Origin of the sequence: Gelidibacter salicanalis (assembly GCF_007997285.1) — a bacterium.
In the GTDB taxonomy this organism is placed as follows: domain Bacteria; phylum Bacteroidota; class Bacteroidia; order Flavobacteriales; family Flavobacteriaceae; genus Gelidibacter; species Gelidibacter salicanalis.
The window spans coordinates 608,471-633,560 of the sequence record NZ_VORX01000003.1 but is presented as its reverse complement, the minus strand read 5'-3'; the positions used below and the strand labels follow the sequence as shown (position 1 = coordinate 633,560).

At 39.7% G+C, this 25,090-nt stretch carries 21 protein-coding genes; 13 read left to right on the top strand and 8 right to left on the bottom strand.

Annotation, left to right across the window (positions count from 1 at the left end; all coding sequences use genetic code 11):
• Positions 1-66 precede the first annotated feature (66 nt).
• Together atpD and ES711_RS09005 are read left to right on the top strand one after the other, a co-directional pair.
• The gene (gene atpD, locus ES711_RS09010; RefSeq protein ID WP_146892751.1) at positions 67-1,575 is read left to right on the top strand and encodes a F0F1 ATP synthase subunit beta; all 1,509 of its coding nucleotides are present in this window, start codon (positions 67-69) and stop codon (positions 1,573-1,575) included.
• A 76-nt stretch (positions 1,576-1,651) separates the two neighbouring features.
• Positions 1,652-1,927 (top strand): F0F1 ATP synthase subunit epsilon, encoded by a 276-nt coding sequence (locus ES711_RS09005; protein WP_146892749.1) that lies wholly within the window; start codon positions 1,652-1,654, stop codon positions 1,925-1,927.
• A gap of 59 nt (positions 1,928-1,986) precedes the next feature.
• On the opposite strand, the gene ES711_RS09000 is transcribed toward ES711_RS09005, so the two are convergent.
• From ES711_RS09000 to ES711_RS08990, 3 genes are all read right to left on the bottom strand, one after another.
• A complete protein-coding gene (locus ES711_RS09000) occupies positions 1,987-3,774 on the bottom strand; it encodes a M61 family metallopeptidase (protein WP_146892747.1) in 1,788 nt (595 codons plus the stop codon).
• A 90-nt stretch (positions 3,775-3,864) separates the two neighbouring features.
• Positions 3,865-4,071: a helix-turn-helix domain-containing protein gene (locus ES711_RS08995; protein WP_146892745.1), complete on the bottom strand. Its 207-nt coding sequence runs from the start codon at positions 4,069-4,071 to the stop codon at positions 3,865-3,867.
• 2 nt (positions 4,072-4,073) lie between these two features.
• Positions 4,074-4,550 carry a DUF2975 domain-containing protein gene (locus tag ES711_RS08990; RefSeq protein ID WP_146892743.1) on the bottom strand — a complete coding sequence of 159 codons (477 nt, stop codon included), beginning with the start codon at positions 4,548-4,550 and terminating at the stop codon, positions 4,074-4,076.
• 500 nt (positions 4,551-5,050) lie between these two features.
• Between ES711_RS08990 and ES711_RS08985 the strand changes: the two genes are divergently transcribed.
• The 10 genes from ES711_RS08985 to ES711_RS08940 all read left to right on the top strand — a co-directional run bounded on the left by ES711_RS08985 (position 5,051) and on the right by ES711_RS08940 (position 13,924).
• Positions 5,051-6,217 carry an aminotransferase class I/II-fold pyridoxal phosphate-dependent enzyme gene (locus ES711_RS08985; protein ID WP_246139160.1) on the top strand — a complete coding sequence of 389 codons (1,167 nt, stop codon included), beginning with the start codon at positions 5,051-5,053 and terminating at the stop codon, positions 6,215-6,217.
• Positions 6,214-6,630 (top strand): putative signal transducing protein, encoded by a 417-nt coding sequence (locus ES711_RS08980; RefSeq protein ID WP_146892741.1) that lies wholly within the window; start codon positions 6,214-6,216, stop codon positions 6,628-6,630. The genes ES711_RS08985 and ES711_RS08980 overlap by 4 nt, the downstream gene beginning before the upstream one ends.
• Positions 6,627-7,235 carry a dethiobiotin synthase gene (bioD, locus tag ES711_RS08975; RefSeq protein ID WP_146892739.1) on the top strand — a complete coding sequence of 203 codons (609 nt, stop codon included), beginning with the start codon at positions 6,627-6,629 and terminating at the stop codon, positions 7,233-7,235. The genes ES711_RS08980 and bioD overlap by 4 nt, the downstream gene beginning before the upstream one ends.
• A gap of 79 nt (positions 7,236-7,314) precedes the next feature.
• A complete protein-coding gene (gene bioA / locus ES711_RS08970; RefSeq protein ID WP_146892737.1) occupies positions 7,315-8,580 on the top strand; it encodes an adenosylmethionine--8-amino-7-oxononanoate transaminase in 1,266 nt (421 codons plus the stop codon).
• Between the two features lie 124 nt (positions 8,581-8,704).
• Entirely contained in the window at positions 8,705-9,871 is a 1,167-nt protein-coding gene (locus ES711_RS08965) for a beta-ketoacyl synthase N-terminal-like domain-containing protein (RefSeq protein ID WP_146892735.1), read from the top strand.
• An 85-nt stretch (positions 9,872-9,956) separates the two neighbouring features.
• Entirely contained in the window at positions 9,957-10,802 is an 846-nt protein-coding gene (locus ES711_RS08960; protein ID WP_170245252.1) for a serine hydrolase, read from the top strand.
• A gap of 48 nt (positions 10,803-10,850) precedes the next feature.
• Complete coding sequence (locus tag ES711_RS08955; RefSeq protein ID WP_146892731.1) at positions 10,851-11,066, top strand: hypothetical protein; 216 nt, start codon at positions 10,851-10,853, stop codon at positions 11,064-11,066.
• 178 nt (positions 11,067-11,244) lie between these two features.
• Positions 11,245-12,339 (top strand): biotin synthase BioB, encoded by a 1,095-nt coding sequence (gene bioB, locus ES711_RS08950; RefSeq protein ID WP_146892729.1) that lies wholly within the window; start codon positions 11,245-11,247, stop codon positions 12,337-12,339.
• A 167-nt stretch (positions 12,340-12,506) separates the two neighbouring features.
• Positions 12,507-13,373: a cupin-like domain-containing protein gene (locus tag ES711_RS08945; RefSeq protein ID WP_146892728.1), complete on the top strand. Its 867-nt coding sequence runs from the start codon at positions 12,507-12,509 to the stop codon at positions 13,371-13,373.
• A gap of 59 nt (positions 13,374-13,432) precedes the next feature.
• Positions 13,433-13,924: a DUF6646 family protein gene (locus ES711_RS08940; RefSeq protein ID WP_146892726.1), complete on the top strand. Its 492-nt coding sequence runs from the start codon at positions 13,433-13,435 to the stop codon at positions 13,922-13,924.
• A 121-nt stretch (positions 13,925-14,045) separates the two neighbouring features.
• Here ES711_RS08940 and ES711_RS08935 read toward each other — a convergent pair whose 3' ends face one another.
• Positions 14,046-14,516 carry a regulatory protein RecX gene (locus ES711_RS08935; RefSeq protein WP_146892724.1) on the bottom strand — a complete coding sequence of 157 codons (471 nt, stop codon included), beginning with the start codon at positions 14,514-14,516 and terminating at the stop codon, positions 14,046-14,048.
• Between the two features lie 115 nt (positions 14,517-14,631).
• Between ES711_RS08935 and ES711_RS08930 the strand changes: the two genes are divergently transcribed.
• Positions 14,632-17,949 (top strand): choice-of-anchor D domain-containing protein, encoded by a 3,318-nt coding sequence (locus tag ES711_RS08930; protein ID WP_146892722.1) that lies wholly within the window; start codon positions 14,632-14,634, stop codon positions 17,947-17,949.
• A 35-nt stretch (positions 17,950-17,984) separates the two neighbouring features.
• Here ES711_RS08930 and ES711_RS08925 read toward each other — a convergent pair whose 3' ends face one another.
• The 4 genes from ES711_RS08925 to gdhA form a co-directional block, all read right to left on the bottom strand.
• The gene (locus tag ES711_RS08925) at positions 17,985-20,396 is read right to left on the bottom strand and encodes a TonB-dependent receptor plug domain-containing protein (protein WP_146892721.1); all 2,412 of its coding nucleotides are present in this window, start codon (positions 20,394-20,396) and stop codon (positions 17,985-17,987) included.
• Positions 20,397-20,413: 17 nt separating this feature from the next.
• Positions 20,414-21,133 carry a DNA repair protein RecO gene (recO, locus tag ES711_RS08920; protein WP_146892719.1) on the bottom strand — a complete coding sequence of 240 codons (720 nt, stop codon included), beginning with the start codon at positions 21,131-21,133 and terminating at the stop codon, positions 20,414-20,416.
• A gap of 19 nt (positions 21,134-21,152) precedes the next feature.
• A complete protein-coding gene (gene porZ, locus ES711_RS08915) occupies positions 21,153-23,525 on the bottom strand; it encodes a type IX secretion system anionic LPS delivery protein PorZ (RefSeq protein WP_146892717.1) in 2,373 nt (790 codons plus the stop codon).
• Between the two features lie 127 nt (positions 23,526-23,652).
• Positions 23,653-24,993, bottom strand: a complete 1,341-nt coding sequence (gdhA, locus tag ES711_RS08910; protein WP_146892715.1) for an NADP-specific glutamate dehydrogenase — start codon at positions 24,991-24,993, stop codon at positions 23,653-23,655.
• Between the last annotated feature and the right edge of the window lie 97 nt (positions 24,994-25,090).

The following is a 25,090-nucleotide window of genomic DNA, read 5'->3' as shown; positions in this document are numbered from 1 at the left end:
TATTCGACTTGTTTGGGTATCAATGTTTTTGCAGAAAATTTCAATTCAACATTAAACATATAAGTAATGTCAAAAGTTACAGGTAAAGTTGCACAAATCGTTGGTCCAGTTATCGACGTAGCCTTTAAAGCGGGTTCAAGCCTTCCAAAAATCTATGATTCTTTAGAAATTAAAAGACCTGATGGTTCTTTATTGGTACTAGAAGTTCAATCTCATATTGGTGAAGATACAGTTCGTACCATCGCTATGGATTCTTCTGATGGACTCAGCAGAGGAACTGAAGTTGTAGCAACAGGCGCTCCTATTCAAATGCCAATTGGCGAAGATGTTTACGGACGTTTATTTAATGTTATTGGAGATGCTATTGATGGATTAGGCGATTTGCCTAAAGCTGGCGACGCTGGTTTACCAATCCACAGACAAGCACCTAAATTTGAAGATCTTTCAACTTCTACTGAAGTTTTATTCACAGGTATCAAAGTAATCGATTTGATCGAGCCTTATGCAAAAGGTGGTAAAATTGGTTTATTTGGTGGTGCTGGTGTTGGTAAAACAGTATTAATTCAGGAGTTGATTAACAATATTGCAAAAGGTCACGGTGGACTTTCAGTATTTGCTGGAGTTGGAGAACGAACTCGTGAAGGAAATGACCTTTTGAGAGAGATGTTAGAGTCAGGCATTATCAAGTATGGTGATGACTTTATGCACTCTATGGAAGAAGGGGGATGGGACTTATCCAAAGTAGATAAAGAAATAATGAAAGATTCCAAAGCGACCTTCGTTTTCGGACAAATGAACGAACCTCCTGGAGCACGTGCACGTGTGGCCTTATCAGGTTTAACCATTGCAGAATATTTCCGTGATGGTGCTGGAGACGCTCAAGGTAAAGACGTCCTTTTCTTTGTGGACAACATTTTCCGTTTTACACAAGCGGGTTCTGAGGTATCTGCATTATTAGGTCGTATGCCTTCTGCTGTAGGTTACCAACCAACATTGGCAACAGAAATGGGTGCCATGCAAGAGCGTATTACCTCAACAAAAAGAGGTTCTATTACATCTGTACAAGCGGTTTACGTACCTGCGGATGATTTAACGGATCCTGCACCGGCAACAACGTTTGCCCACTTAGATGCCACAACGGTATTGTCTCGTAAAATTGCTGAGTTAGGTATTTACCCTGCGGTGGATCCATTGGATTCAACGTCACGTATCTTATCTGCAGATATTTTAGGGAGTGAGCATTACAACTGCGCAACTCGCGTTAAAGAATTATTACAACGCTATAAAGAACTTCAAGATATTATTGCCATCTTAGGGATGGAAGAATTATCTGAAGAAGATAAATTAGCGGTAAATAGAGCAAGACGTGTACAACGTTTCTTATCGCAACCCTTCCATGTTGCTGAACAATTTACTGGAATCCCAGGAACATTAGTTGACATCAAAGAAACAATTAAAGGATTCAACATGATTATGGAAGGTGAGTTAGATCACTTACCAGAGGCTGCATTCAACCTTAAGGGAACTATTGAAGAAGCTATCGAGTCAGGAGAAAAAATGCTTGCTGAAGCTTAAAAATAAGTAGGTAGGCTTCAGTTTTCAGTCTTTAGTGATTGGATACTGCAGCCTGCGGACTGCAAACTAAAAAACTATGTATTTAGAAATTGTATCCCCAGAAGCATCCTTATTTAGCGGTAACGTTGTTAGCGTTACGGTACCTGGTGTTGAGGGCGAATTCCAAATGTTGAATAATCACGCCGCTATTGTAGCGATTCTAGGTAAAGGAAAAGTAAAGTTTAAAGGCGATGCAAGCTTCGTTGATGGACAAGAAAAGAACTTTGTTCAAGAAGATGGCCAATGGGTGCTCGATATCAACAGCGGGACTGTAGAAATGAAAGAAAATAACGTTATTGTTTTAGTAGATTAAAACTAAACGAACACTTATAAGATAAAAAAAATCACGCCTTTCAGCGTGATTTTTTTGTGTTATACTTTACTATTTAACCAATCGGCTTGCTGCTCCTTAATTTTTTTGGTGAATTCTTTAGCACTGCCCTCCATATAGTGCAGCTTATAGGAGATTTCTGTTCCAATAATTAGGGACAATTCTTTTTCACTGCCGTGGCGCTCCACCTTTACAGCCACCTTATCACCTGTTTTAAACGTGCTTAGTACGGAATTGATACTCACGTTGCCGTCTAGCATTACCGCCCCAACTTGAAGGAGCTTATCGCCTTTCTGGAAGCCTGCTTTATAAGCCGAGGAGCCCATCTTAGGGTTATTAACTAATCTCTGGCTTCTGACCATGGCACCAAAATCAATAGCATCTTTTGTCTCCAAAATTATTCCCATGTTTTTCAATAGGCTTTCAAAATCTGGCATTCCACTCTTATGAATATAATTTCCAAAGAAGTCATTTGCAAATTGCTGTCCTGCAAAATCACTCAAACTTTGCTGTAATTGCGCTACAGTATAAGGGGTTTCAGGCTTTCCATACTGCTTCCAAATTGACCTCATATAAGCATCCAAAGTTAGGTCTTCTGCCCTGAGAAACATATCAAGCGCCAAACCTAACATACTGCCGTACGAATAATAAGAAATAAAAGTGTTCTCTCTATTGGTTTCGTCAACAGATCTCGCCGCATCCACAAACGGTGCTTGGTAACTCATTTCAATAGGATTAAAGAATTGTCGTCCCGGAGAGGTCCAAACGTAATTGAAGGTTCCTGCCAACCCTTTCAAGTATTCTTCCCTACTTATGATTCCTGATCGCACTAAAGATAGATCGTCGTAATAACTGGTAAATCCTTCAGCAAACCATAAATCGCCACTCATATTGGCTTTTGAAAAATCGAAAGGCTCCAAGGATTTTGGACGTAAACGTTCCACATTCCAACAATGAAAAAATTCGTGCGCCACAGTGCCTATATTTCCGTCCATCCCACCTTGGGTCAAACTCCTCGAACTTGGTATTGAAGTGGAATTACGGTGTTCCATGCCATCACCAGAAGCATTGGGCATATAGCAGGCTAAGAATAGATACTCGCCGTAATCAAAGGTTGGAAGTTCGCCAAATACCATCATTTGCTCTAAAACTACCTTCTTTACCTTTTCAAAATACATATCTAACTCTGAGTCTGAAGCTTCCTCATCATGCAGCACCAACACAATATTTTGTCCTTTTAGGTCAAAAGATCGGGTTCTAAAATTTGCAATTTCGATAGGACTGTCCATCAAATATTGCAAATCTCTAGCGTAGTAGGTTTGGTCTTGTTGCTGTTTTAATTGGGTGGCCACCTTCCAATCTAAATCATCTCTCAGCTTAAAAGTGACTTCCATTTCTTGATGTTCAAGTTCCGGAACGTACATAAAGGTAGCTGGGGCATTTAGATGCGCATGAGTCTCATCTATTTGAGCATAAGTGCCATCACCATGGTTGGCAAACAAAGTATAGCTCACCTGAATAGTTCCATCATGACCCTTCACTTCCCATGAATACGGATCAGGCCTGGTGGCAATCAATTCATTTCCTTTACCATCGGTTACTTTTACATTGTATACGTTTTTTGCAAATTCATGCAACGCATAACGTCCAGGGGACGACCTGCTCATCCGAAACGTTGCCGTTTCAGATTTTAAATTTGTGAAATTTGCTTGAATGTTGGCCTCATGATGAACAGCATTCTCAAAAGAAAGAATATACTTTGAAGAAATTTGGGCTTGAAAAACAAATGATGATAAGACAAACGTCAAACCAAAAATAATACGAACCATAATTTAAAATTTTGATTCTCAAATATACAATGTTTTAGATTCCTTTCTTAGACCTCACAGGTTTTTAAAACCTGTGAGGTCTGTACAGAACTACTCCTCAATAAACTCTAAAATATCTCCCGGTTGACAATCCAAGGCTTTACAAATAGCGTCTAAAGTTGAAAACCGAATGGCTCTCGCTTTACCCGTTTTTAAAATGGAAAGATTGGCGGGAGTAATACCAATGGAATCCGCTAGCTCGTTACTTTTCATACCTCTTTTCTCTAGTATGAGGTCAAGATTGATTATTATGGACATGCTTAAATGGTTAATTCATTGTCTTGCTGCATTAAACTTCCATTTTCGGTAATATCAGCTATAATAAAAAGACCATAACCAATGAGCAAAACAAACATATCTTGACCCATAAAACCTAAATGAGTAACATCCTGCGTAGCATAAAACAAATATGATTCTAGACTCAGACGAGCTATTCCAGAAATAATAAAAAACGTACCTGCAATTTTAAAAACCTTGACGTTATGTTCAATAAAATATCCCTCTTGAACAACTTTTTTCAACCCTAAATAAATATAGATTAATCCGAAGATTAAAATGAAAGAAAAAATAGATTGGATATCTCTCGTATGAGAACCTAAAATTAGTTTTTCATCTATTTTGTTGATACCTGCACCAAATTCTGTGAAGCTTGAGATATATAGATTTCCAACGAAAAAAACAAGATTCATTAAAATCAGGAATAAAACAAAGCCGTTTAAAATTTTAATTTTCTTCATAACTAGATTGTAAGCATTTTATCTTTTAAACATAAGCTACCTTCTTTCAATATGTCATCCATAATATGATAAAGCTTGAAGATAGAAAGATTATAAAATCCAAATAATTACATTAGATAAATTTAAAAGTGATTTCTTATCAAAACAATAAAATTATCGTTTTTCAATAACAAATATAAATAAATTCATTGTTGTCCGATAAAGAATCAAGACCGCTTGCGCTGTTAGAATAAAGAATTAAGACTTGTTTGCAACTCACTGACAAACAACGATCATTTAAATTAAAATCGCACATTCCCTCTCGGTAGAAACAGTTTCTAAAATGCAAGGTCTCATTTCGGAAATCTGCTAATGTCCATTGCTTTAAATGAGTTTGTTAATTTATTATTTATTTTTATCGGACACTAATGAAATAAATTATCGATTATCAATAATTTATTGCTAAAAATTTTTAAAATTTCATACTTCTAGTTGCGTCTTTATGCTACAAAGAACATTAAATGACTTCGTATCTTTACGCCATGATTCCAAAGAAACTCCTAGACAAATTAGAGGCACGAAAAAAAGAAAATACCTTTCGCAAATTGAGCCCACCACACCAATTGGTCGATTTTGCCTCAAATGATTACTTGGGCTTTTCCATGTCTAAAGACATTTTTGATCATACCCATTATTATTTAGAAGAGGCCTTTATTTTTCAAAACGGTTCGCGCGGGTCTCGCCTTTTAACCGGGAATCACGAGTTGTATAAAGATCTAGAAGACTTAATTTGCAAAACACATTATTGTGAAAGCGCCTTGATTTTTAATTCGGGCTATGATGCCAACCTAGGTTTCTTTTCCTGCGTTCCGCAGCGTGGTGATGTGGTGTTTTACGATGAATTGATTCATGCGTCAATCCGTGACGGAATTCGCTTGGGTAGCGCCCATGCCTTCAAGTTTAAGCATAATGACCTCGAAGATTTAAAGCGCCTATGCCAACGTCATTTAGAAAAAAAACAGAATAATTCTGAAGTGTATATTGTTACGGAATCGGTATTTTCTATGGATGGCGATACACCCGATTTAAAAGCAATCGCAACGTATTGCAACGCTCACAAATTCAGATTTGTGGTCGATGAAGCCCATGCAGTCGGGGTTTTTGGAGAAAGAGGAATTGGGTTAGTCCATAGTTTGGGTATTGACACTTCAATTTTTGCACGTCTCATCACTTTCGGTAAAGCACTAGGATGCCACGGCGCCGCCATTTTAGGAAGCGCCCACCTTTCTGATTACTTGGTCAATTTCTCAAGACCGTTCATCTACACTACTGCCCTACCGCCGCATTCGCTGATGACCATTAAAGCGGCTTATAAAGAATTGGAGCAAACCCACACTATTGAACAATTGCACAAAAATATTATTCTTTTTAAAGCCCGAGTAAGTGAACTCCAGCTTCAACCTCACTTTATTGACAGTAATTCTGCAATCCAATGTTGTGTCATTCCCGGAAATGATCAGGTAAAACAAGTTGCAAAACATCTCAACCAACAGGGTTTCGATGTTAAGCCCATTGTCTCCACTACTGTTCCTGAGGGTCAAGAACGACTGCGTTTTTGCATCCATGCTTATAATACAAGGGAGGAAATAAATCAAGTATTACAACTTCTAGCAACATTTATAAAATGAAAAATGGAACCTTTACAACTGTTGCGGTGTTTCAATATTCGTCAGAAGCACAGATTATTAAAGGCCGATTAGAATCGGACGGCATTGAGGCGTTCCTTGCAGATAATCTTACCATTGATACCGATCCGTTAGTCAGCAATGCCATTGGTGGCGTGAAGTTGAAAGTACTTTCTACTCAAGTTATGGCCGCAAAACAGATTTTAAACGCCATACAACCTTATGCCATAGACGATGAGGGAAAACCCCTGCAATGTCCCAATTGTAAAAGCACCCATGTCGAATTATTCTCTACAATAAAAGACCTAAAATCCTTTTTCTGGTTTATTTTTGGTTTCTTATTTTCATCACTTCCATTTTATACCAAACACAAGTATACATGCGAGGTGTGTGCAACCGAATTTGACCTAAAATGAACACATATTTTATAACCGGAATTTCTACAGATGTTGGAAAAACCATCGCTTCAGCAATTTTAGTAGAAGCCCTCAACGCCGACTATTGGAAACCTATCCAAGCAGGCGATTTGGAGCATTCAGATACTACCAAGGTTCAGCGCCTAGTCTCCAATAAAAAATCGAAGTTCCATGCAAGCAGTTTCTTACTGAACACGCCCATGAGTCCGCACGCAGCAGCGGAAATTGATGGCGTCTCCATGTCTGCTAAAACCATAAAAGCACTAAAAACCAAAAAGAATTTGGTCATAGAAGGTGCCGGTGGCATTTTGGTGCCCATCAACGATTCTGAAACAATTTTAGATCTGATCAAACCTGGCTACAAAGTCATTGTGGTGTCGAGACATTATTTGGGCAGCATCAACCATACGCTTTTAACGGTAAATCTCTTAAAATCTAAGGGTTTTGAGGTGGCTCTGATTTTTAGTGGACAAGCGCATCCGTCTACGGAAACTATCATCGAAAAAATGACTCAAGTTCCCGTGATTGGCCGCATCGATGAAGAACCTTATTTTGACAAGAATGTGGTTTTGGAATACGCTGAAAAATTTAAAGAGACTCTATAATACCACGAAGAACTTCCTGAGAGGTTAACCCATCACCTGCATTTCGACTGCTCTCAATGCGACAAAATACCCTATACAAATGACCCTAAAAGAACGCGATAAAAAACACCTTTGGCACCCTTTAACACAACACAAATTGCATCCAGAAACCATCGCTATTGTAAAAGCGAAAGCGTGCACTCTGACGGATGAAGATGGCAACACCTATATTGATGCTATTGCCTCTTGGTATACCTGCATGTACGGACATTGTAATCCGTTTATTACAGAGCGCGTAACCACACAAATGCAGCAGTTGGATCAGGTGGTTTTTAGCGGATTCACGCATGAACCTGCCGTGAAACTTTCTGAAGCGTTAATTGCAATTCTTCCAGACAATCAAAATAAACTCTTTTTCAGTGACAATGGTTCGACCAGTGTTGAAATTGGAATCAAAATGGCCCTACAATACCATTTTAACCACGGGGACAAACGCAGTGTATTATTAGCTTTTGAAGATGGCTTTCATGGCGACACCTTTGGTGCAATGAGTGTTTCTAGCTTATCGGTATACAATGGACCTTTTGAAGACTTTTTTTTGGACGTAAAGCGCATTCCGACCCCGAACGGCGACAATCACGAGGCGATCTTAAATCTCCTAGAAAAATTAGTTTTGGAACATGATATTGCCGGTTTTGTTTATGAACCCTTAGTACAAGGGGCTGCGGCCATGAAAATGCACAATGCAGAAGGCTTAAACCAAATTTTAAAATTTTGTAAGGCTCATCAAATCATTACGGTGGCCGATGAGGTGATGACCGGATTTGGAAAGACGGGCAAGCACTTTGCTTCTGATTATATGGACACGATGCCTGATATCATTTGTATGAGCAAGGCCTTGACTGCAGGATTATTGCCAATGGCTATTACCTCGTGTTCTCAAGACATTTACGATGCATTTTATAGTGACGATATGAGTAAAGGATTGTTCCACGGACATACCTATTCCGCTAATCCCTTGGCCTGTACGGCGGCTTTGGCTGGTATAGAGTTGTTACAATCAGATGACATTCAACAAAACATTCAGAGAATTTCGGCAGCCCACCAACAATTTAATGCCCGAATCAAAAACCACCCAAAGGTAAAAACGACTCGGCAAACTGGGATTATTTTTGCCTTGGACTTGGATATAGAAATGGAGCGTTACGGGAATTTACGCGATAAATTGTTGGTGTTTTTTATGGACAACGGGGTGTTTTTAAGACCCTTGGGAAGCACTATCTATATTCAAGCCCCATATATCATTACGGACAGCGAGTTGGAAAAAGTTTACAAAACTATTGAAAATGCCTTAGAAATTCTTTAAAAATACCTGTTTCTAAATTAGATGCCGCAGAAGTAAAAGTTCAAACTGCAATTCCTGTCAAAATAGTCCCGCCTTTTCTCCTGAAGCCTCTGAGATAGTTTTATTTTTACAAAAATTCAAAATTTTGCAACATCCCGTTTCTATTACTGCCATCAGTTCTGTGTCTCCTCTGGGAGAATCCAGCTCAGACATTTGGAGCACTTATCAACATAACCAGCATTCCCTTTCTGAAAAAGTATTTGGTGAGCAGAAAGCAATTGTTGGCCAATTACCAACATCGGTTAAAAAAGCTATAAACAATTTAAAAACCGATAATTCCCATTATAAAAATTTAGACCATTCGGTACTTTACTCCATATACACTGCGCGAAAAGCGGTTGCTCAAGCAGGTTGGAGTGCTCATGATAATTTCGGCATCAACATTGGCTCTTCGCGCGGCGCGACGGCACTGTTTGAAAATTATTACGAGAGATTTCTCAAGCAAGGTAGAGCAGAAACCTTGAGCTCGCCTACCACAACCTTGGGTAATATAGCCTCTTGGGTGGCTCATGATTTGCAGACCCAAGGCCCAGAAATAAGCCATTCCATTACCTGCTCTACCGCATTGCACGCCTTATTGAATGGTGTGGCTTGGATTAATTCCGGCATGTGCACTAAATTTTTAGTTGGTGGTAGCGAAGCGCCTTTAACCGGATTTACAGTAGCGCAAATGCAAGCTTTAAAGATTTACGCGGTATTACCTCAGAAAGGAATTCAGAAGGCTTATCCGTGTCGGTCTCTAGATCCTGACAAGAAAAAGAATTCAATGGTGCTCGGTGAAGCAGCGGCCATGGTCTGTTTAGAACAAGGAATTATTAAAAATGCATTAGCCACCATCATTGGTGTCGGCTACGCCACGGAAATATTAGAACACAACGTGTCCGTTTCTTCAAACGCCATATGTTTTCAGCGCTCCATGAAAATGGCCCTTGGCCAACATCATCCTGACGAGGTGGATATTATCGTTACCCATACCCCAGGAACTTTAAAAGGTGATGCTTCAGAAGTCAACGCGATTAACGCTGTGTTCACCAACAAGATTCCTGCACTAACCTCCAATAAATGGAAAATTGGCCATAGTCTTGGTGCTTCTGGAGTTTTAAGTTTAGAACTGGCACTACTCATGCTGCAACACCAAGAATTCATCAATGTGCCTTTTATAAAGGCGCAAACCCCTAAACGGATCGCGAAGATTATGGTGAATGCTGTAGGATTTGGTGGCAATGCCGTATCCATTTTAATATCAAAGTAAAAGAAGAGACTTGTCTTTGATGTTGAAACCCGTTTTGAATTGGTTAAAAATTTCTATTCTTAAACCTTTTCTTTATTTTTATGGTATGAACTATGTCAGCTTCCTTGCATTCCTATTTATAGTGGGTTGTGCCTCCGTCAGTCCAATTAAGAAAGCCATAACTTCTGATGATGTGAAGCTTAAAAGCGTCTTCTCCAATTTACCGTCACATGAAGTTCAAATCCTGTTTTCTGAAGTTTTTAGAGATAAAGATGGCCAAGTACATTTTAAAGACGATCAATTTCAGGTCGATGACGCCACCTATTTCTACCCAGCCAGCACCGTTAAATTACCCATCGCCTTATTGGCCTTAGAAAAGCTGAACCAAAATCCATTAGTGAACAGAAACACAGCTTTTCAAGTGGAGAATGACAGCATCATTTCAACTTTTGCCAAGGACATCATAGATATTTTCGCCGTAAGTAGCAATACGGCCTTTAATAGATTATTTGAATATTTAGGCCAAGACGCCATCAACGAACATTTGAAAGACAAGGGCATAAATGCTCAAATTAACCACCGGCTGTCTGTCCCCAATTCTGCCGAGCTCACTACAAAATCGGTGTTGTTTTACAAGGATAATCAAGTGATTTACAAGACTGAATCCAAGACAAATAGGCAAATAGCGCCCTTACGAATGCATAATCTGAATAAAGGTGTGGGCTATACCATAGGCGACAGCCTAGTTAACCAACCCATGGATTTTTCCACTAAAAACTATTTACCCATTACTTCTTTACAGGGTATTTTAAAACGCTTGCTGTTTCCCGAAGCCTTTCCAAAACACCAACAATTTGCGCTGAATGAGTTGGATCGAAAATTTATTATTGACGCGATGGCCATGATACCAAAAGATGCGGGATATGACCCTGTAGACTATCCTGATACTTAGGTAAAACACCTCGTGGTAGGCGATTCTAAAAGTGCAATCCCAAAGCATTTGAAAATCCATAATAAAACAGGTTATGCCTATGGGTATCTAACGGACTCGGCCTATATCATCAATAAAAAGACCAACCAAGAGTTTCTGATTACCGCCACCATTCACGTCAATAAAAACAAAATTTATAATGATGGTATGTATGAATATGATGCTGTTGGAATTCCTTTTTTAGCAGCACTCGGTCGGCAATTGATACGGGAATACTCCAAATAATGTTTTAAAAAATGAAATTCTGCAATACCGATAATGATTTATTTTTTATGGCCATTGTGCAGCTGAAAGACAATAGTTTGAATGTCCCGCAGAAGACTTTGCTGAAATTTATGGACCTATTGGAGAATTCTTTCATATTAAATAAGTTATTTTTACCTCATCATTGAAATTGACTAACATGACCAACATCAGACACAACTGGACTAAAGAAGAAATTCTTACTATTTATAATAAACCATTTATGGAGTTGCTTTACGAAGCGGCAACCGTTCACAGACAGCACCACGACCCTAATACGGTTCAGGTGTCGACCTTGCTGTCCATAAAAACGGGGGGTTGCCCTGAAGATTGTGGGTATTGCCCACAAGCAGCGCGCTATCACACAAATGTAGAAGGCAATGATTTGATGAGTGTGCAACAAGTAAAGGCCCAGGCTTTGCGCGCAAAATCTACCGGAAGTTCTCGCGTATGCATGGGCGCCGCCTGGCGAAATGTAAAGGATGGCGCTGAATTTGACCAAGTTTTGGAAATGGTACGTACCATCAATAAATTGGAAATGGAAGTGTGTTGCACCTTAGGCATGATTACTGAAAATCAGGCACACCGTCTTGCTGAAGCAGGTTTATACGCTTATAACCACAACTTAGATTCTTCAGAAGAATATTATAAAGAAGTCATCTCAACCCGAGGGTACGAAGACCGCTTACAAACCATAGATAACGTGCGCAAAACTAATGTGACCGTATGCAGTGGCGGAATTATTGGCATGGGAGAAAAAATTGAAGATCGCGCTGGTATGCTCGTTGCCTTATCTACTTTAAATCCGCAGCCAGAATCTGTGCCTATTAATGCTCTCGTTGCTGTAGAAGGCACCCCGTTGGCGGACGAAAAACCTGTTGAAATTTGGGATATGATCCGTATGGTAGCGACGGCCAGAATTGTAATGCCGGAAACTCAAGTCAGATTAAGTGCAGGCCGCACCCAAATGAGTAGAGAAGGCCAAGCTATGTGTTTCTTTGCTGGAGCTAATTCCATCTTTGCTGGCGATAAACTATTGACCACACCAAACCCTGACGTAAATGAAGACCTGAAAATGTTTGAAGCTTTAGGCCTTAATCCGCAAAAGCCATTTACTAAAAAGGTACAACCTCAAACCGTGGAAGCAGCAGAATCTCAATTTCAAGCTTTAGGTGAAAAGCCAAAATGGACCCGCCCAGAACATAAGATTGAACGTAATGAAGTGGCCAAACAGCAGTCTAAAATTCTAAAATAAGCCGGAATTGCGTTAGGGATGGCAGCGGCACCCTTTTTGCATTTTTTTGCAAAAAGGTATAGCGTACAGCCCGACGGCGCGTTAGCGCAGTAACGCCCAAATATTTAACATTCCTTTTAAAAGCATTACTTACGATTTCTTAACTTTGCAGGCTAAACTTTTAAACTTTGGAATTAGACCTTAAAGACATTCCCCGTGTAAAGACTATTACCAAGGAAGATTTTATAAAAAATTACTTTAAGCCTCAAAAACCTGTCGTCATTGAGCACTTTATTGAAGATTGGCCAGCTTATGAGAAATGGAGTTTAGATTACATTAAAACTATTGCTGGTGATAAAATTGTACCGCTTTATGATGACCGTCCCGTGCATCATGAGGATGGTTTTAATGAGCCTCACGCCAAAATGAAAATGGCGGACTATATTGATCTACTTAAACGTGAACCCACCAAATTCCGAATTTTTTTATGGAACGCATTAAAGGAAATTCCCCAACTTCAAAAAGACTATTCCTATCCTGATTTTGGTCTCAAACTGATGAAGGGCTTGCCCATGCTTTTTTTTGGCGGTCAGGATTCGCACACGTTTATGCATTATGATATTGATTTAGCCAATATATTCCATTTCCATTTTAGTGGCAAAAAATTGTGCATATTATTCGATCAAAATCAGAATAAATACCTGTACAAAATTCCACATTCTTTAATTACGAGAGAGGACATCGACTTTAGCAATCCGGATTTTGAGAAATGGCCAGCGCTAAAACATGCCAAAGGCTACAAAACGGAGTTAAACCATGGCGAAGTACTCTATATGCCGGAGGGTTATTGGCATTATATGAAATACCTGACCCCTGGATTTTCCATGAGTTTACGTGCCATCGCAAGACATCCAAAGAATTTAGGAAAAGCAATCTATAACATTGTCGTCATGCGGCATTTTGACACGTTGATGCGCAAGCTGAAAGGCCAAAAATGGATCGAGTGGAAAAATGAACAAGCGTTTAAGAATACCCAAAAGACTTTAGGCCAATAGTATTTGCATTTTAAAAAACATAAGTATCTTTGCCTCACCTAAAACACAAATATTTTATAATGAAAAAACTAATTGTACTATTAAGCATATTAAGCGTTTCTTTTGCAAATGCACAGGCTTTTAAAGGTAATACGGATAACAAATTACAAATTGGTGCCAATATTCAAGAAAATGCAACAGGAATAAATGTCGCTTTTGACTACGGATTGGGCGAAAACATTTCTGTAGGTCTTTCGGGAGCCTATGCTTTAGGTGTTAAGGAAGAATTAGATGCCAGTTTTGGAGATCGTTTTGATATCAAAGGGCGTTTAAATGCCCACTTAGGAAGTGTTTTAAACATTGATGAAAACTTTGATCTTTATCCAGGTTTAAACTTGAGTTTAAAGAATTTTGGAGGTCATGTAGGCGCGCGCTATTTTTTCTCTGATGGTTTTGGAATTTATGCCGAGTCCGTATTTCCATTAGCAAAATACGATAATGACATTATAAATCCAGCACACCTGATCCATAACCAGTTTGTGTTTAATTTAGGTGCTACATTTAGCTTATAAAACAATTGATAGCGTATATTTAAACTGCATTGTTCTTAAGGATGATGCAGTTTTTTATTGGACTATTCTTACAAAAAGTATCCATACGACTTCTCACTCCTCACTCCCCACTCCCCCAATTTCAAAACAACTCATTAACCTTATCATAGACCAAATGGCTTTCCCATCCTCTGTACAACAGATAATCGGCAAGTTTTTTCTTTTTCTTCTGTGGGTTGGATTCTCGGATGGTTTCAGCTTTCTTTTCTGCCAGTATATGGAAGGTTTCTAAATAGTCCTGATCATTGATGGTTTGAAGCGCCATAGTGATTAGCGTTTTACCAATATCTTTCTGTTTGAGCTCTCGGGTTAAGCGCTGTTTACCCCATTTCTTAATTCTGAATTTTCCGCTGACGAATGCTTTCGCATAGCGCTCTTCATTTAGGAAATTATCCTGCATTAATTTTACCACAATATGATCGATAGCTTCAGGAATCATTCGTATGGTGTAGAGCTTTTGGGCAACTTCCTTATGGCAGCGCTCCTGATAACTGCAGTAATGTTCCAGCTTTTTTATGGCTTCGTCTACCGTATAGGTCTTTTGTGAGTGCATATACAAAAATAGAAACATTTTGTTAATAAATTCAAATTCATAACCATCTGACTGTTAGCGTTTTTGAATTATATTTACTTACTTGTGTAGGTAACAGGGAATTATTTATGTAGCTATGGATAAACTTAACCTCGTCTTATTTGCCTCATTGAGCTTTGCATTTTCCGCCGTTGGCCAAATTCCAGAAATTAAAGTTGAAGGAAATGTGGGCACCTTTCCAGAAATTGTCAATGGCGATTCCAATCCGCAGGGCACAGATAACACCTTATTTGCAGCTCAATTTATAGGGGCAACCCAATCTAAATCTTATCGAATTCGCAACTTAGGTAACGGAGATCTTCGCATCACAAAAGTCAATGTTATTGGCGTAAATTCTTCGGATTTTACCATCACCGTAGTCCCTGAATCTGTGATTGCTCCTCAAACCTTTTCCTTATTTGAAATTCAATTTTCTCCCTTGGCTGCTGGGGTAAGAAATGCTATCGTTTCCATCATCAACGACGATAGTGATGAAAACCCATACACTTTTGCCGTTCGAGGCACGGGACGCTGTATGTCTTCAAGTACAGCTTTAACACCACGTAGTGGACCAAGTGGAACGCTTGTAACGCTAAACGGGTCTAATTTTGGTCCAACCACCTCAGCTACTATCAATGGGAAGGCCATGCAAGTCCATGTGATCAATTCAAATACAGTGCAAGCGCTAATTCCTGTTGGGGCTGCCACTGGAAATATAAGAGTTGTGGACGATTTAGGCTGTACGAGTATCTCACCATTTACGGTGATTGACAGCAGTATTGGCGGGTGTGAAGGCAGTAGTACGCTTTCAGATCTGATCATAAGTGAGGTGACCGATGCAACCGCTGGAGGACTGAGTTATATTGAAATTTATAATGGCACCGGGACTAGCATAGCGTTGGAGAACTACGCTTTGGGCATTTACCATAATGGGGCGGCTAACCCCACCAACACCATAAAGCTCAATGCTGTAAATTTAGCCCACAATGCGCTCTATGTCCTTGCAGTTGGCATTACTAATTCGCCCACCGCCAGCAATACCTGCCCACAACTTGGTGGCAACGGACAGCTGGCGCGTCAAATGAGTACATTGGTCGGCATTAATAAAAAAGATGGTGAACATGATGTTTTTAGGTTGCTAAAATCAAATAATACCGTAGTTGTTGACGAATTTGGTGTGTATTTGGATAAGAATTGGATGGACGCCACGATTATTACTGGCGATCGCGGTTTTAATTTTAGACGCCTACCTTCAGCGTCCAAACTGCCTAATGCCAATTTTAATCTGGCCGATTGGAATATTATCGATTGGGTGGGGTCTGGCGAATCATCATGTAAAACCAATGATTATTCTAATATTGGCATCTTCGATTTTTCAGGTGGTGCAGCTCCACAAATCACTCATCAACCCTTGGTTTTAGCTTCTAAATGTGCCGTGTTTGCTTCCTTAACTGTAGCTGCTCAAGAAGGGATTTTGGGAGGTTTCCCGTTGGCCTACCAATGGTTTTACAACGCACCAAATAGCACCGATTGGCACGAAATACAGCCCATGGATTCTTCTTATTCTGGACAACAACATTCTACCCTTAACATCTTAAGTTTAGAAAATCGTAATGGCTATCAATACTACGCTCAGGTTCGGGAAAACAGCGCCACATGTTATAAATCGAGCACGGTCATCCCTATCCATATAGAACAGAGCAGTTGGAATGGGCAGCATTGGTTCCCTACAGCCCCAAACAACAATACCCTTACGATCATGAATGATAATTATTCTACAGGTGCATCAAACCCGAGCTTTACGACCTGCAGTTTAGTAGTCAAGTCAGGGTATACACTCACCATAACCGATGATCATTATGTAGAAGTTTTGACTGATGTAGTCGTAAAAGGGCTTTCGCCTGAAGCATTTGGAAAAATTGTGATCGATACTAAAGGCGCTTTCATCCAACGTGGTGACGGTAATGCCGCAGGCACTTTTACCCTGCATGACCACGGGACTGCAGTCGTTAATAAGTCGACACCTCTCAAACAAAAGTGGTATACCTATACCTATTGGAGTTCTCCAGTACGTCATATGCTTGTTGAAAACGCGCTCAACATGGCCTTACCTAACCGACGCTTTTATTTTGAGGCATCAAATTATTTGGATACGAATGGCGATAATATTGATGACAATGGTGATGATTGGCAACTGGCCACCGGCAGGATGATTCCTGGCGTGGGCTATGCTGCAACTTCCAAATCTACCAACATTCCTTTTCCCAGAATTGATGAGACGACATTTATTGGCCCCTTTAATACTGGTAATATTGAAACACCGATTATTACGAACAGCTTTCCTACCGATAACGATTGGAATTTAATTGGAAACCCTTATCCTTCTGCCATCCATTTCGATATGCTTCATCAGGAAAACAACACTGTTATAGATGGCGCTGCCTATTTATGGTCGCAGTTTTCACCCCCTTTGGCCAGCAACCCTGGGAATCAAGTACTTAATTTTAACAGTGCAGATTACGCTATTATCACCACAGGAAGCGGTAATACGGCTGGGGCTAGCAAAATTATGCCCACTAATTTTATTCCGTCAGGTCAAGGCTTTTTTGTGAAAGGGATCCATAACGGCGGAACCTTGACATTTAAGAACTCCATGAGGATGGCAGATCATACTAGCAATGCACAATTTTTTAGAGATGATATGACACCGGTAGCCAACAAACTATGGATCAACCTGACTTCTGATACCGGACTTTTTAATCAGATTTTAGTAGCTTATGTAGAAGGTGCCACAGATGATTTTGACGGTTTTACCTATGATGCGGAACGACTTGCTTTATCAGTAGGTGCGAGCATCCATACTCTTATCCCAAACCGTACGCAAACTTATGCAATACAAGGTAAGGCGCCCAGTAGTTTAACCTCAGAGGAGGTGATTCCAATTGCCTTTCAAACCACACTTTCACAACCCACGGTGTATAGGCTTTCTGTGGCCCAAACCCAAGGTTCCTTTTTTGACGACCATCACCTTCAGCTTCAGGACAATTTACTGGAGCGCTCACACACGCTTTCTAATAGCGATTATAGCTTTACCTCTGCAGCAGGTGTATTTAAAGATCGGTTTGAAATTCATTTTAAATCTCTTACTCTTGCCTCAGAAGCACCCATCACCCTAACTGAAGAATTGATAATTAACGAACTTAGTAACGGTCATGTTCAATTTTCAATTGGCCAACACCTAACCATTAAATCTGTAGAAATAATAGATCTTTTGGGCAGAATAGTTCATAGTTTTAAAGCCAACAAACACACTGAAATTTATGATCTGAAACATATAAGTCAAGCCGTCTACATTGCGCGCGTTGTGCTTTCCAATGATCGAGTAGTGACCAAACGCATCTTAAAACGCACTTAAGTTTTAAAACAGACCGGATGTTGGGCACCTGTTTTTTACAATGTATACTTTAAGGAAAATATCAAATTTCGACCTGGAGCAGCGATTCCCGAGGAATAAGTTTTATAACGTTGGTCTGTGATATTTTCTAAACTCGCCGTTAAGGATATCGCCTTATTAAATTGATATTGGGTTCTAAAATTTAACGTATGCCAGCATGGTGCATAAGGATTTCCATTCGCATCTGAAGCATACATATAACCTTTACCTTGCTCGGACGGCGCCAATTGATTGTTGGACAATTCGCTATTGTAGGTTGCAAAGGCATCAACATGCAATTTTTTACGTTGCCATATGAGATGGGTAGCTCCAAACCTTGGGGCGGCATGACGTAGCGGGGTTCGGTTTCCAAAATCATCTTCCTCCCTACCCCCAATAATATTATAGTCAGATTTTAGTTTTAAAGCCTCGGTAAAATTGACCATAAGGCCCACTTCAAGTCCGTAAATTCGAGATTCTGCGGCATTTTGAATGGCCTGAACAGTGCTCAACTCCCCGTCATACATAATTTCAGTAGCCCCATTAAGAGTAAAATCCCGTCGTACCAAGGTGTTATCTAATAAAGTGTAGTAGGTAGCCATGTCCAAAATTACTTTATTTTCAATATTGAATTTTATCCCAAGTTCGAGCCCGTAGGCATATTCCGGTTGTAAATAGTCATTTGGCACTACTACAGCACCCGGCTCTGAATCGAATACTTTCCCAATGTCATCAATGTTTGGGGCTCTAAAAGCCGACGATGCGTTTAATTTTAGGGCAAGCATTTGGTTAGGATTCCAATTGACACCAGCTGTCCCCGTAAAGGCACCTGTGTTGATTTTTGTTTTGGTATATGGCAGATTTAAATAGGCGTTATTCTCTGTAAAATCAGCATGAAGTACAACGTGATTGTAACGAACTCCAGTTTGAAAAACAAATTTCGGGTTGGGCTTATACTTTAAACTCGTATACGCTGCTACTGATTGCCAATTGGAACCATTCGGATAGCGTGAAACTGTAGGAAATGCGGTGCCAGTTCCGATATGTTCTTCACTACCTGAAGAGGCTACTTGATTGTATATATATTCTAAGCCATAAAACAATTCTGTTTTTGTGCCCAACTGTTTTTCTAAATCCAAATTGGCCGAAATTGCATCAACAGCCTCTTCCCTGATATTTCGCTTTGGCTTTCCAAAATCTCGATCCATACGACTTTCCTGAAAATTCTGGTAGGCCATAGTTGCCTGAATCTTGTCGTATAAATTAGAATTACTACTCAGTTTAGTAACCTGAATATTTCCCATAAACCAACGTTGAGGTCCGTAATTCCATTCTGCGGAACGCAAATGATCCCCTTTATAACGGATCAATCGGTCGTATCTCGAATAGTCAGAAGTTGTGGTGTAATACAGGCCTAAATCAAAGGTCCAATCTTCTTGAGGTTTATAACGTACTTTCTGTAAAAAATTAATCTGGTCATACCCCGTCGGCATCTGAATTAACGGATTGATATTGGCAACCATCAGATCCGCGCCATCAATCGTACGCACGTATTCAGGTCTTAAATATTCTGAAGGCCCATGGCTTCCCATACGCAAATCGTCAAAATCAGTATAACTGACACTACTATAAAATGCCCACTTTTTCAGACCAAAATTCAGGTCGAGATGTCCCGTTTTTTCTTTATTGGCGGTGGCGTATCGCACTACAGCATTGGCTTTAAATGACAAGGTATCAGAAGTAGACAATTGCGGATTTTGAGTATAAAAACTCATTACCCCTCCAAGCGCATCACTTCCATATACCACGGAACCCGCACCAAGTGTCACTTCAGTGTTTTGAATTGTAAAAGGATCTATTGAAATGACATTTTGTAAATTCCCGTCTCTAAAGATGGCATTATTCATCCGTACGCCATCTACGGTAATTAAGAGCCGATTGGTAGACAAGCCTCTAATCATAGGGCTTCCACCTCCCATTTGACTTTTTTGAATATACACATTCCCGCTACTCTCTAAGAGATCTGCACTGGTTTGCGGATTGGAAAACGCTATAGATTTTGCACTGATACTGATGATTTTTTGAGGAATATCGCGCTTGCTCTGCTGAAATTTTGAGGCCGAAAGTACAATTTCATCCAACCCTTCAATTTTTGGTTTTAAGAAAATGGTTTTCTCTAGGATGGCAGACAATTTAAAACTGCTTGTTTCATAAAGCAGATGTTCAATAAACACCCAATCATCAGAAGAAAATTGACCCAGTTTGGCTACACCATCAATGCCAGACATGACAGAGGTCGCCTTTGATTCATTATAAATGATTGCCCCGACAATAGGAAGGCTTGTAGTTTCTTCTATAATTTTGACTTTTTGTGACTGTGCTGAAATGCACATTAGCAGAAAGACACCTAGGGACAACAAAAATTTCATATGAGAGAGGGTCAGTTTTAGTTAAAGACTTGCTGTAATACTTGTAGGGATTTTGGTTTTCTAAAATCGGACAGATGTAATTCAAAATAAAATAATAATGTGTTTAATAACGTTTGCCGCTGTGCAGACGCCATTTTTACTGTACTTAGCTCATCAAATTTTATGCCCATTAAGGCTTTTAAGAATTTTAAGTTTTCACCTGAAACGGTATAATTTTGATGCGGTTTTAACTCGAAACTCCCGGTACTTAAATTGAAATACGGAAAGCTGGATTGCTCCGTATCTGGATAAAATCCCAAATGTTTGCTTAATTCTAGCAAAAACAGGAGATGGAAGTTGGCAAAATCAGTTTCATGATCGAGCCACTGCAAAGTGGTTTCCAAAAACTCATACAGTGTCAAATTACTTTCTTCCTCTTTTAGGGTGGTCGCTAGAACTTCAGATAAAAACATGACGATTGCAGCTTTTAAAATATTGGTATGCATGCTATGGTACGGCACGCTAAGTTTGACGTCCGTTATAAAATGTAAAGACTGATGTGCCTTGTAATTTTCTTCTATTTCTAATTGTGAAAGTGGTTGGTAATAGGCAATTTTTGAATTGCTGCGTTTACTTTTTAAGATGCCTTTCAACAAATAACTGACCACCCCACGATTTTTTGTGTAGCACTTCACAATCACATCATGGTCACCATACTTCAATTTAGAAAGTACAATGGCGTTGGTTTTGACTAACATAGTTTCTTAAGTAAGATCATTATCTAATAATCAGCAATTTTAATACTTTGCTTTCAAACGTATCCAGGTCAGAAATCATAATTAAATAAACGCCTGACGATACAATGTGATTGGCCAAGTTTTTTCCATTCCAAATGGCGGTTCCCCCATCAATAGCAAAGTTATAACCAGAACGTGAGGCCCGTAAATTGACCCATGACTGTGCTTCAGCCACAAGATTTCCTTCAATATCTGTAATCTTAATATTAACGTTTTCAGTGAGGCTCTTAATTTTAACCCCCTTGGTTATATCATTTAAATTGTTTGCACCCAGACTATGATATTCAGGTCGAACGGGATTGGGATATACATACGCTTGAGACAACGCCTCTTTAGGGCTGGACGCTCCGGAAGTAAAGGACATAAGTCCTTTTGCGGTGGCTATAAATACCTTTCCATTTTGCGCATCTATAGAGATGTCTTTTACAAAGTTAGAAGGCAAGGGCGAGTTGGCCGTTGTAAAATGATAAATGGTTTGCTGTCCGTCTGGAGAAAAACAGAATATTCCTGCATCAAGCGTTCCAATCCATTTATTATTTGAACCATCAACCTTAATATCCGTAATGTATTGATTGGACAATAATTCTTGAGGAATGCCTTCATCCAGCACCACTATTTCCTTGACGGTGGCGTTGGAGTCTTCAAAAAATCCTGCCGTATTGTAAAGTACCCTAAGACCTTTGATGGTGCCAATCCACAATTGGTTATTATGATCTACGGCCACTGCATTTACCACGCTGCTTGGCAAGTTTTGTGCTTCAGTATTTAAATTTTTAATCTTCGCCCCGTTTTCATTGTATCCTATCAGCCCTTTGTTAAAAGCGCCAATCCATTTGGTGCCATTTCTATCCATAGCGATATCTCCAAAACCCAATTCGTCATGAAAGGCATCCGGAATAATGTCCTTAAAACTATAACCCCGCCACTCGCCCGTACTGGGATTAAATGATTTTAATGCTTTATCTACACGGCATGTGAGCGTCCACAATACGCCATTTCTATCAAACATTGAGCCCGTTTGTCTTACTGAAATTGTAGATGGAGACGACGGCACGCGCATCGATTCCAATCCGCTATTGGTGTGATCTAATAAATTTCCAGCAGTATCGTTATTCAGTTCAAGAAGGCCTTGTTGACATGCACTTATAAATACTTGGGAGGGATTAAACGGATTGACCGCAATATAATTTAAGTTTTGGGCATTGAGAAGTTCATCAAAGGGGGTATTATTCCAAGTCTCATTATTTAAATGACTTATCCCATAACTTCGCAAGGGAAATGGGTTGTAGGACTCCGTATAATCGCCATAGGTGACCCATAAATTGCCATGAGCTGCTTCAATTTTAAAAGCATCGTTCAGCAAAGGACCTTCAGGTTTGATTACCTCAAAAGTATTGGAATTGAAAAAATTTGACTGTAAAACCCCTAAATGTTGTGTTCCCACAAAAATTGTTGATTCAAGGATTACAGCACTTGTAAATTGGGTGTCGTATTCTGAAGTAAGGGCAACGCTAGTGATCAGATTCAAATTACTATCGTATATGTAGACATGATCTTTGGTGGTGAGGACCAACTGATCCTTGACAGATGTGGCATCTAAGGGCAAACTTGCATACTTGAAACGTGCCGTGACGATGTTGTTGGTGATTTCGTAAATACTTTGATCAGTTTTGACGGCATACAAACGTGTGCCCACCTGTTGTACCGCAACAAAACTTCCTGTGCCCAAGGTTTGCCATTGCTGAAAATCTATAAGGTTTGGGTTAGATAACGCTGCTGATTTTATAGCGTTATTGTCGCCACAGGCAGCGTACAATGTCCCATTTGATGTGGTGGTCTGTTGGACTTTAACGTGACTGCCTTTAGCCCCCATAAAATAGGAATCGCCAAATTCAAGACGTTCTAAATCGTAAACTGAAATCCCAAAGTCTGTGGCAATGTACACTTTGTCTTCAGCAATATTAAAATGATTGATGGCTTTTAAATTGGGAGGTATCGTTTGTTTATCTAATATATCAACAACCGATAAAATCTGATTTTCTGGTCCTGAAACAATTTCAATAAGGCCGTTAGCGTAACCAATCATCAAAGTATCATAACGATCACTGTAAGCAATGGTGGTGATGGTCTGCCCGGACAAACCCTCTATAGTGGTAATCGTCTTTAGTGCTTTTGTAGACAGATCATAGGTAAACACCGCATTCTCTGAGGCAGCAAATATTTTATTTGGACCTGCAACAACATCTTTAATCGTATTGTAAGAAAAGTAACCTTGCCATAAAGCTGAAAAATCCTGAGCATGACAAACACTTATCATACACAAAAGAATAAGCGTTGCAACCTGTTTTATCATAGGTGTTTCATAAACCTCAAAGATATTTATAACTGAGGACTTTTTAATAGTATTCAAGCGGCAAAGCGCATAAAAAAAGACTTCTATAACACTTTACAGAAGTCCATTTTTAAACATTAGATATCTTTTAAACCACACCTTGCGCCAGCATAGCATCAGCAACTTTTACGAACCCAGCAATATTTGCACCTTTTACATAATCAATAAAACCATCTTCCTGCGTACCATAGGTCACACAGGATTGATGGATATTATCCATAATATCGTATAATTTGCCATCCACCTTCTCACGGTCCCAATTGAGACGTAAGGAATTTTGACTCATCTCTAATCCTGAAGTGGCCACGCCACCAGCATTGGACGCTTTTCCAGGGCCAAACAAAACCCGTGCCTCTTGAAAGGCTTCTATAGCTTCTGGAGTGCAGGGCATATTTGCCCCTTCCGCAACTGCGATCACCTTATTATTAATGAGCGCCTTGGCTTCTTCTTCATTAAGTTCATTTTGGGTGGCACATGGCAAGGCGATATCACAGGCAACATGCCATGGGCGACCGGTGTGAAACGACGCCGATTCATAATGTTCAGCATATTCGCTAATTCTTCCCCGTTTCACATTTTTCAACTCCATAATAAATGCGAGTTTATCAGCATCTATCCCTTCAGGATCATGGATATATCCTGACGAATCGGACATGCTTACTATTTTTGCTCCAAATTCAGTGGCTTTTTCACAGGCATACTGCGCGACATTGCCCGCACCTGAAATAGAAATTATTTTCCCTTCTAACGTCATGTTCTGAACGGCCAACATGTTTTTTACAAAATAGACACAGCCATATCCTGTAGATTCTGGTCGGATTACTGAACCTCCATAGGACATCGCTTTGCCAGTCAAAATGCCCGTAAATTCATTGCGAATTTTTTTATACTGTCCAAACATATAGCCAATTTCGCGTGGACCTATACCGATATCGCCCGCTGGAACATCAGTATTTTGACCAATATGACGGTATAGTTCGGTCATAAAAGATTGGCAAAAACGCATTACTTCATTATCTGTCTTACCTTTAGGATCAAAATCAGAGCCGCCTTTACCGCCTCCTAAAGGCAAGGTGGTCAAGGAGTTTTTAAAGGTTTGTTCAAAGCCTAAAAACTTAAGAATGCTTAAGTTTACCGTAGGATGAAAACGCAGCCCACCTTTGTAGGGGCCTATAGCCGAATTAAATTCGACTCTAATACCTCTATTCACATGAATATTGCCTTTGTCATCAACCCAAGGCACCCTAAATATGATGGTGCGCTCTGGCTCTACCATGCGCTCAAGCAACATTTTACCTTGATATTTGGGATGCTCCTCAATAAAAGGTATTATGGTTTCTGCAACTTCATGCACTGCTTGTAAAAACTCTGGCTCGTGGGGATTATTTTTTTTAACCAGCTCTAAAAAAGAATCAATTTTGTCTTTCATGTATTAGCTTTTTAAGAATAAATATAATATTTGGTATCTCAAAGATACATTATATTGAAGTTTTTTGGGCTACACTTGTCCACGCAATAGGCTGTTT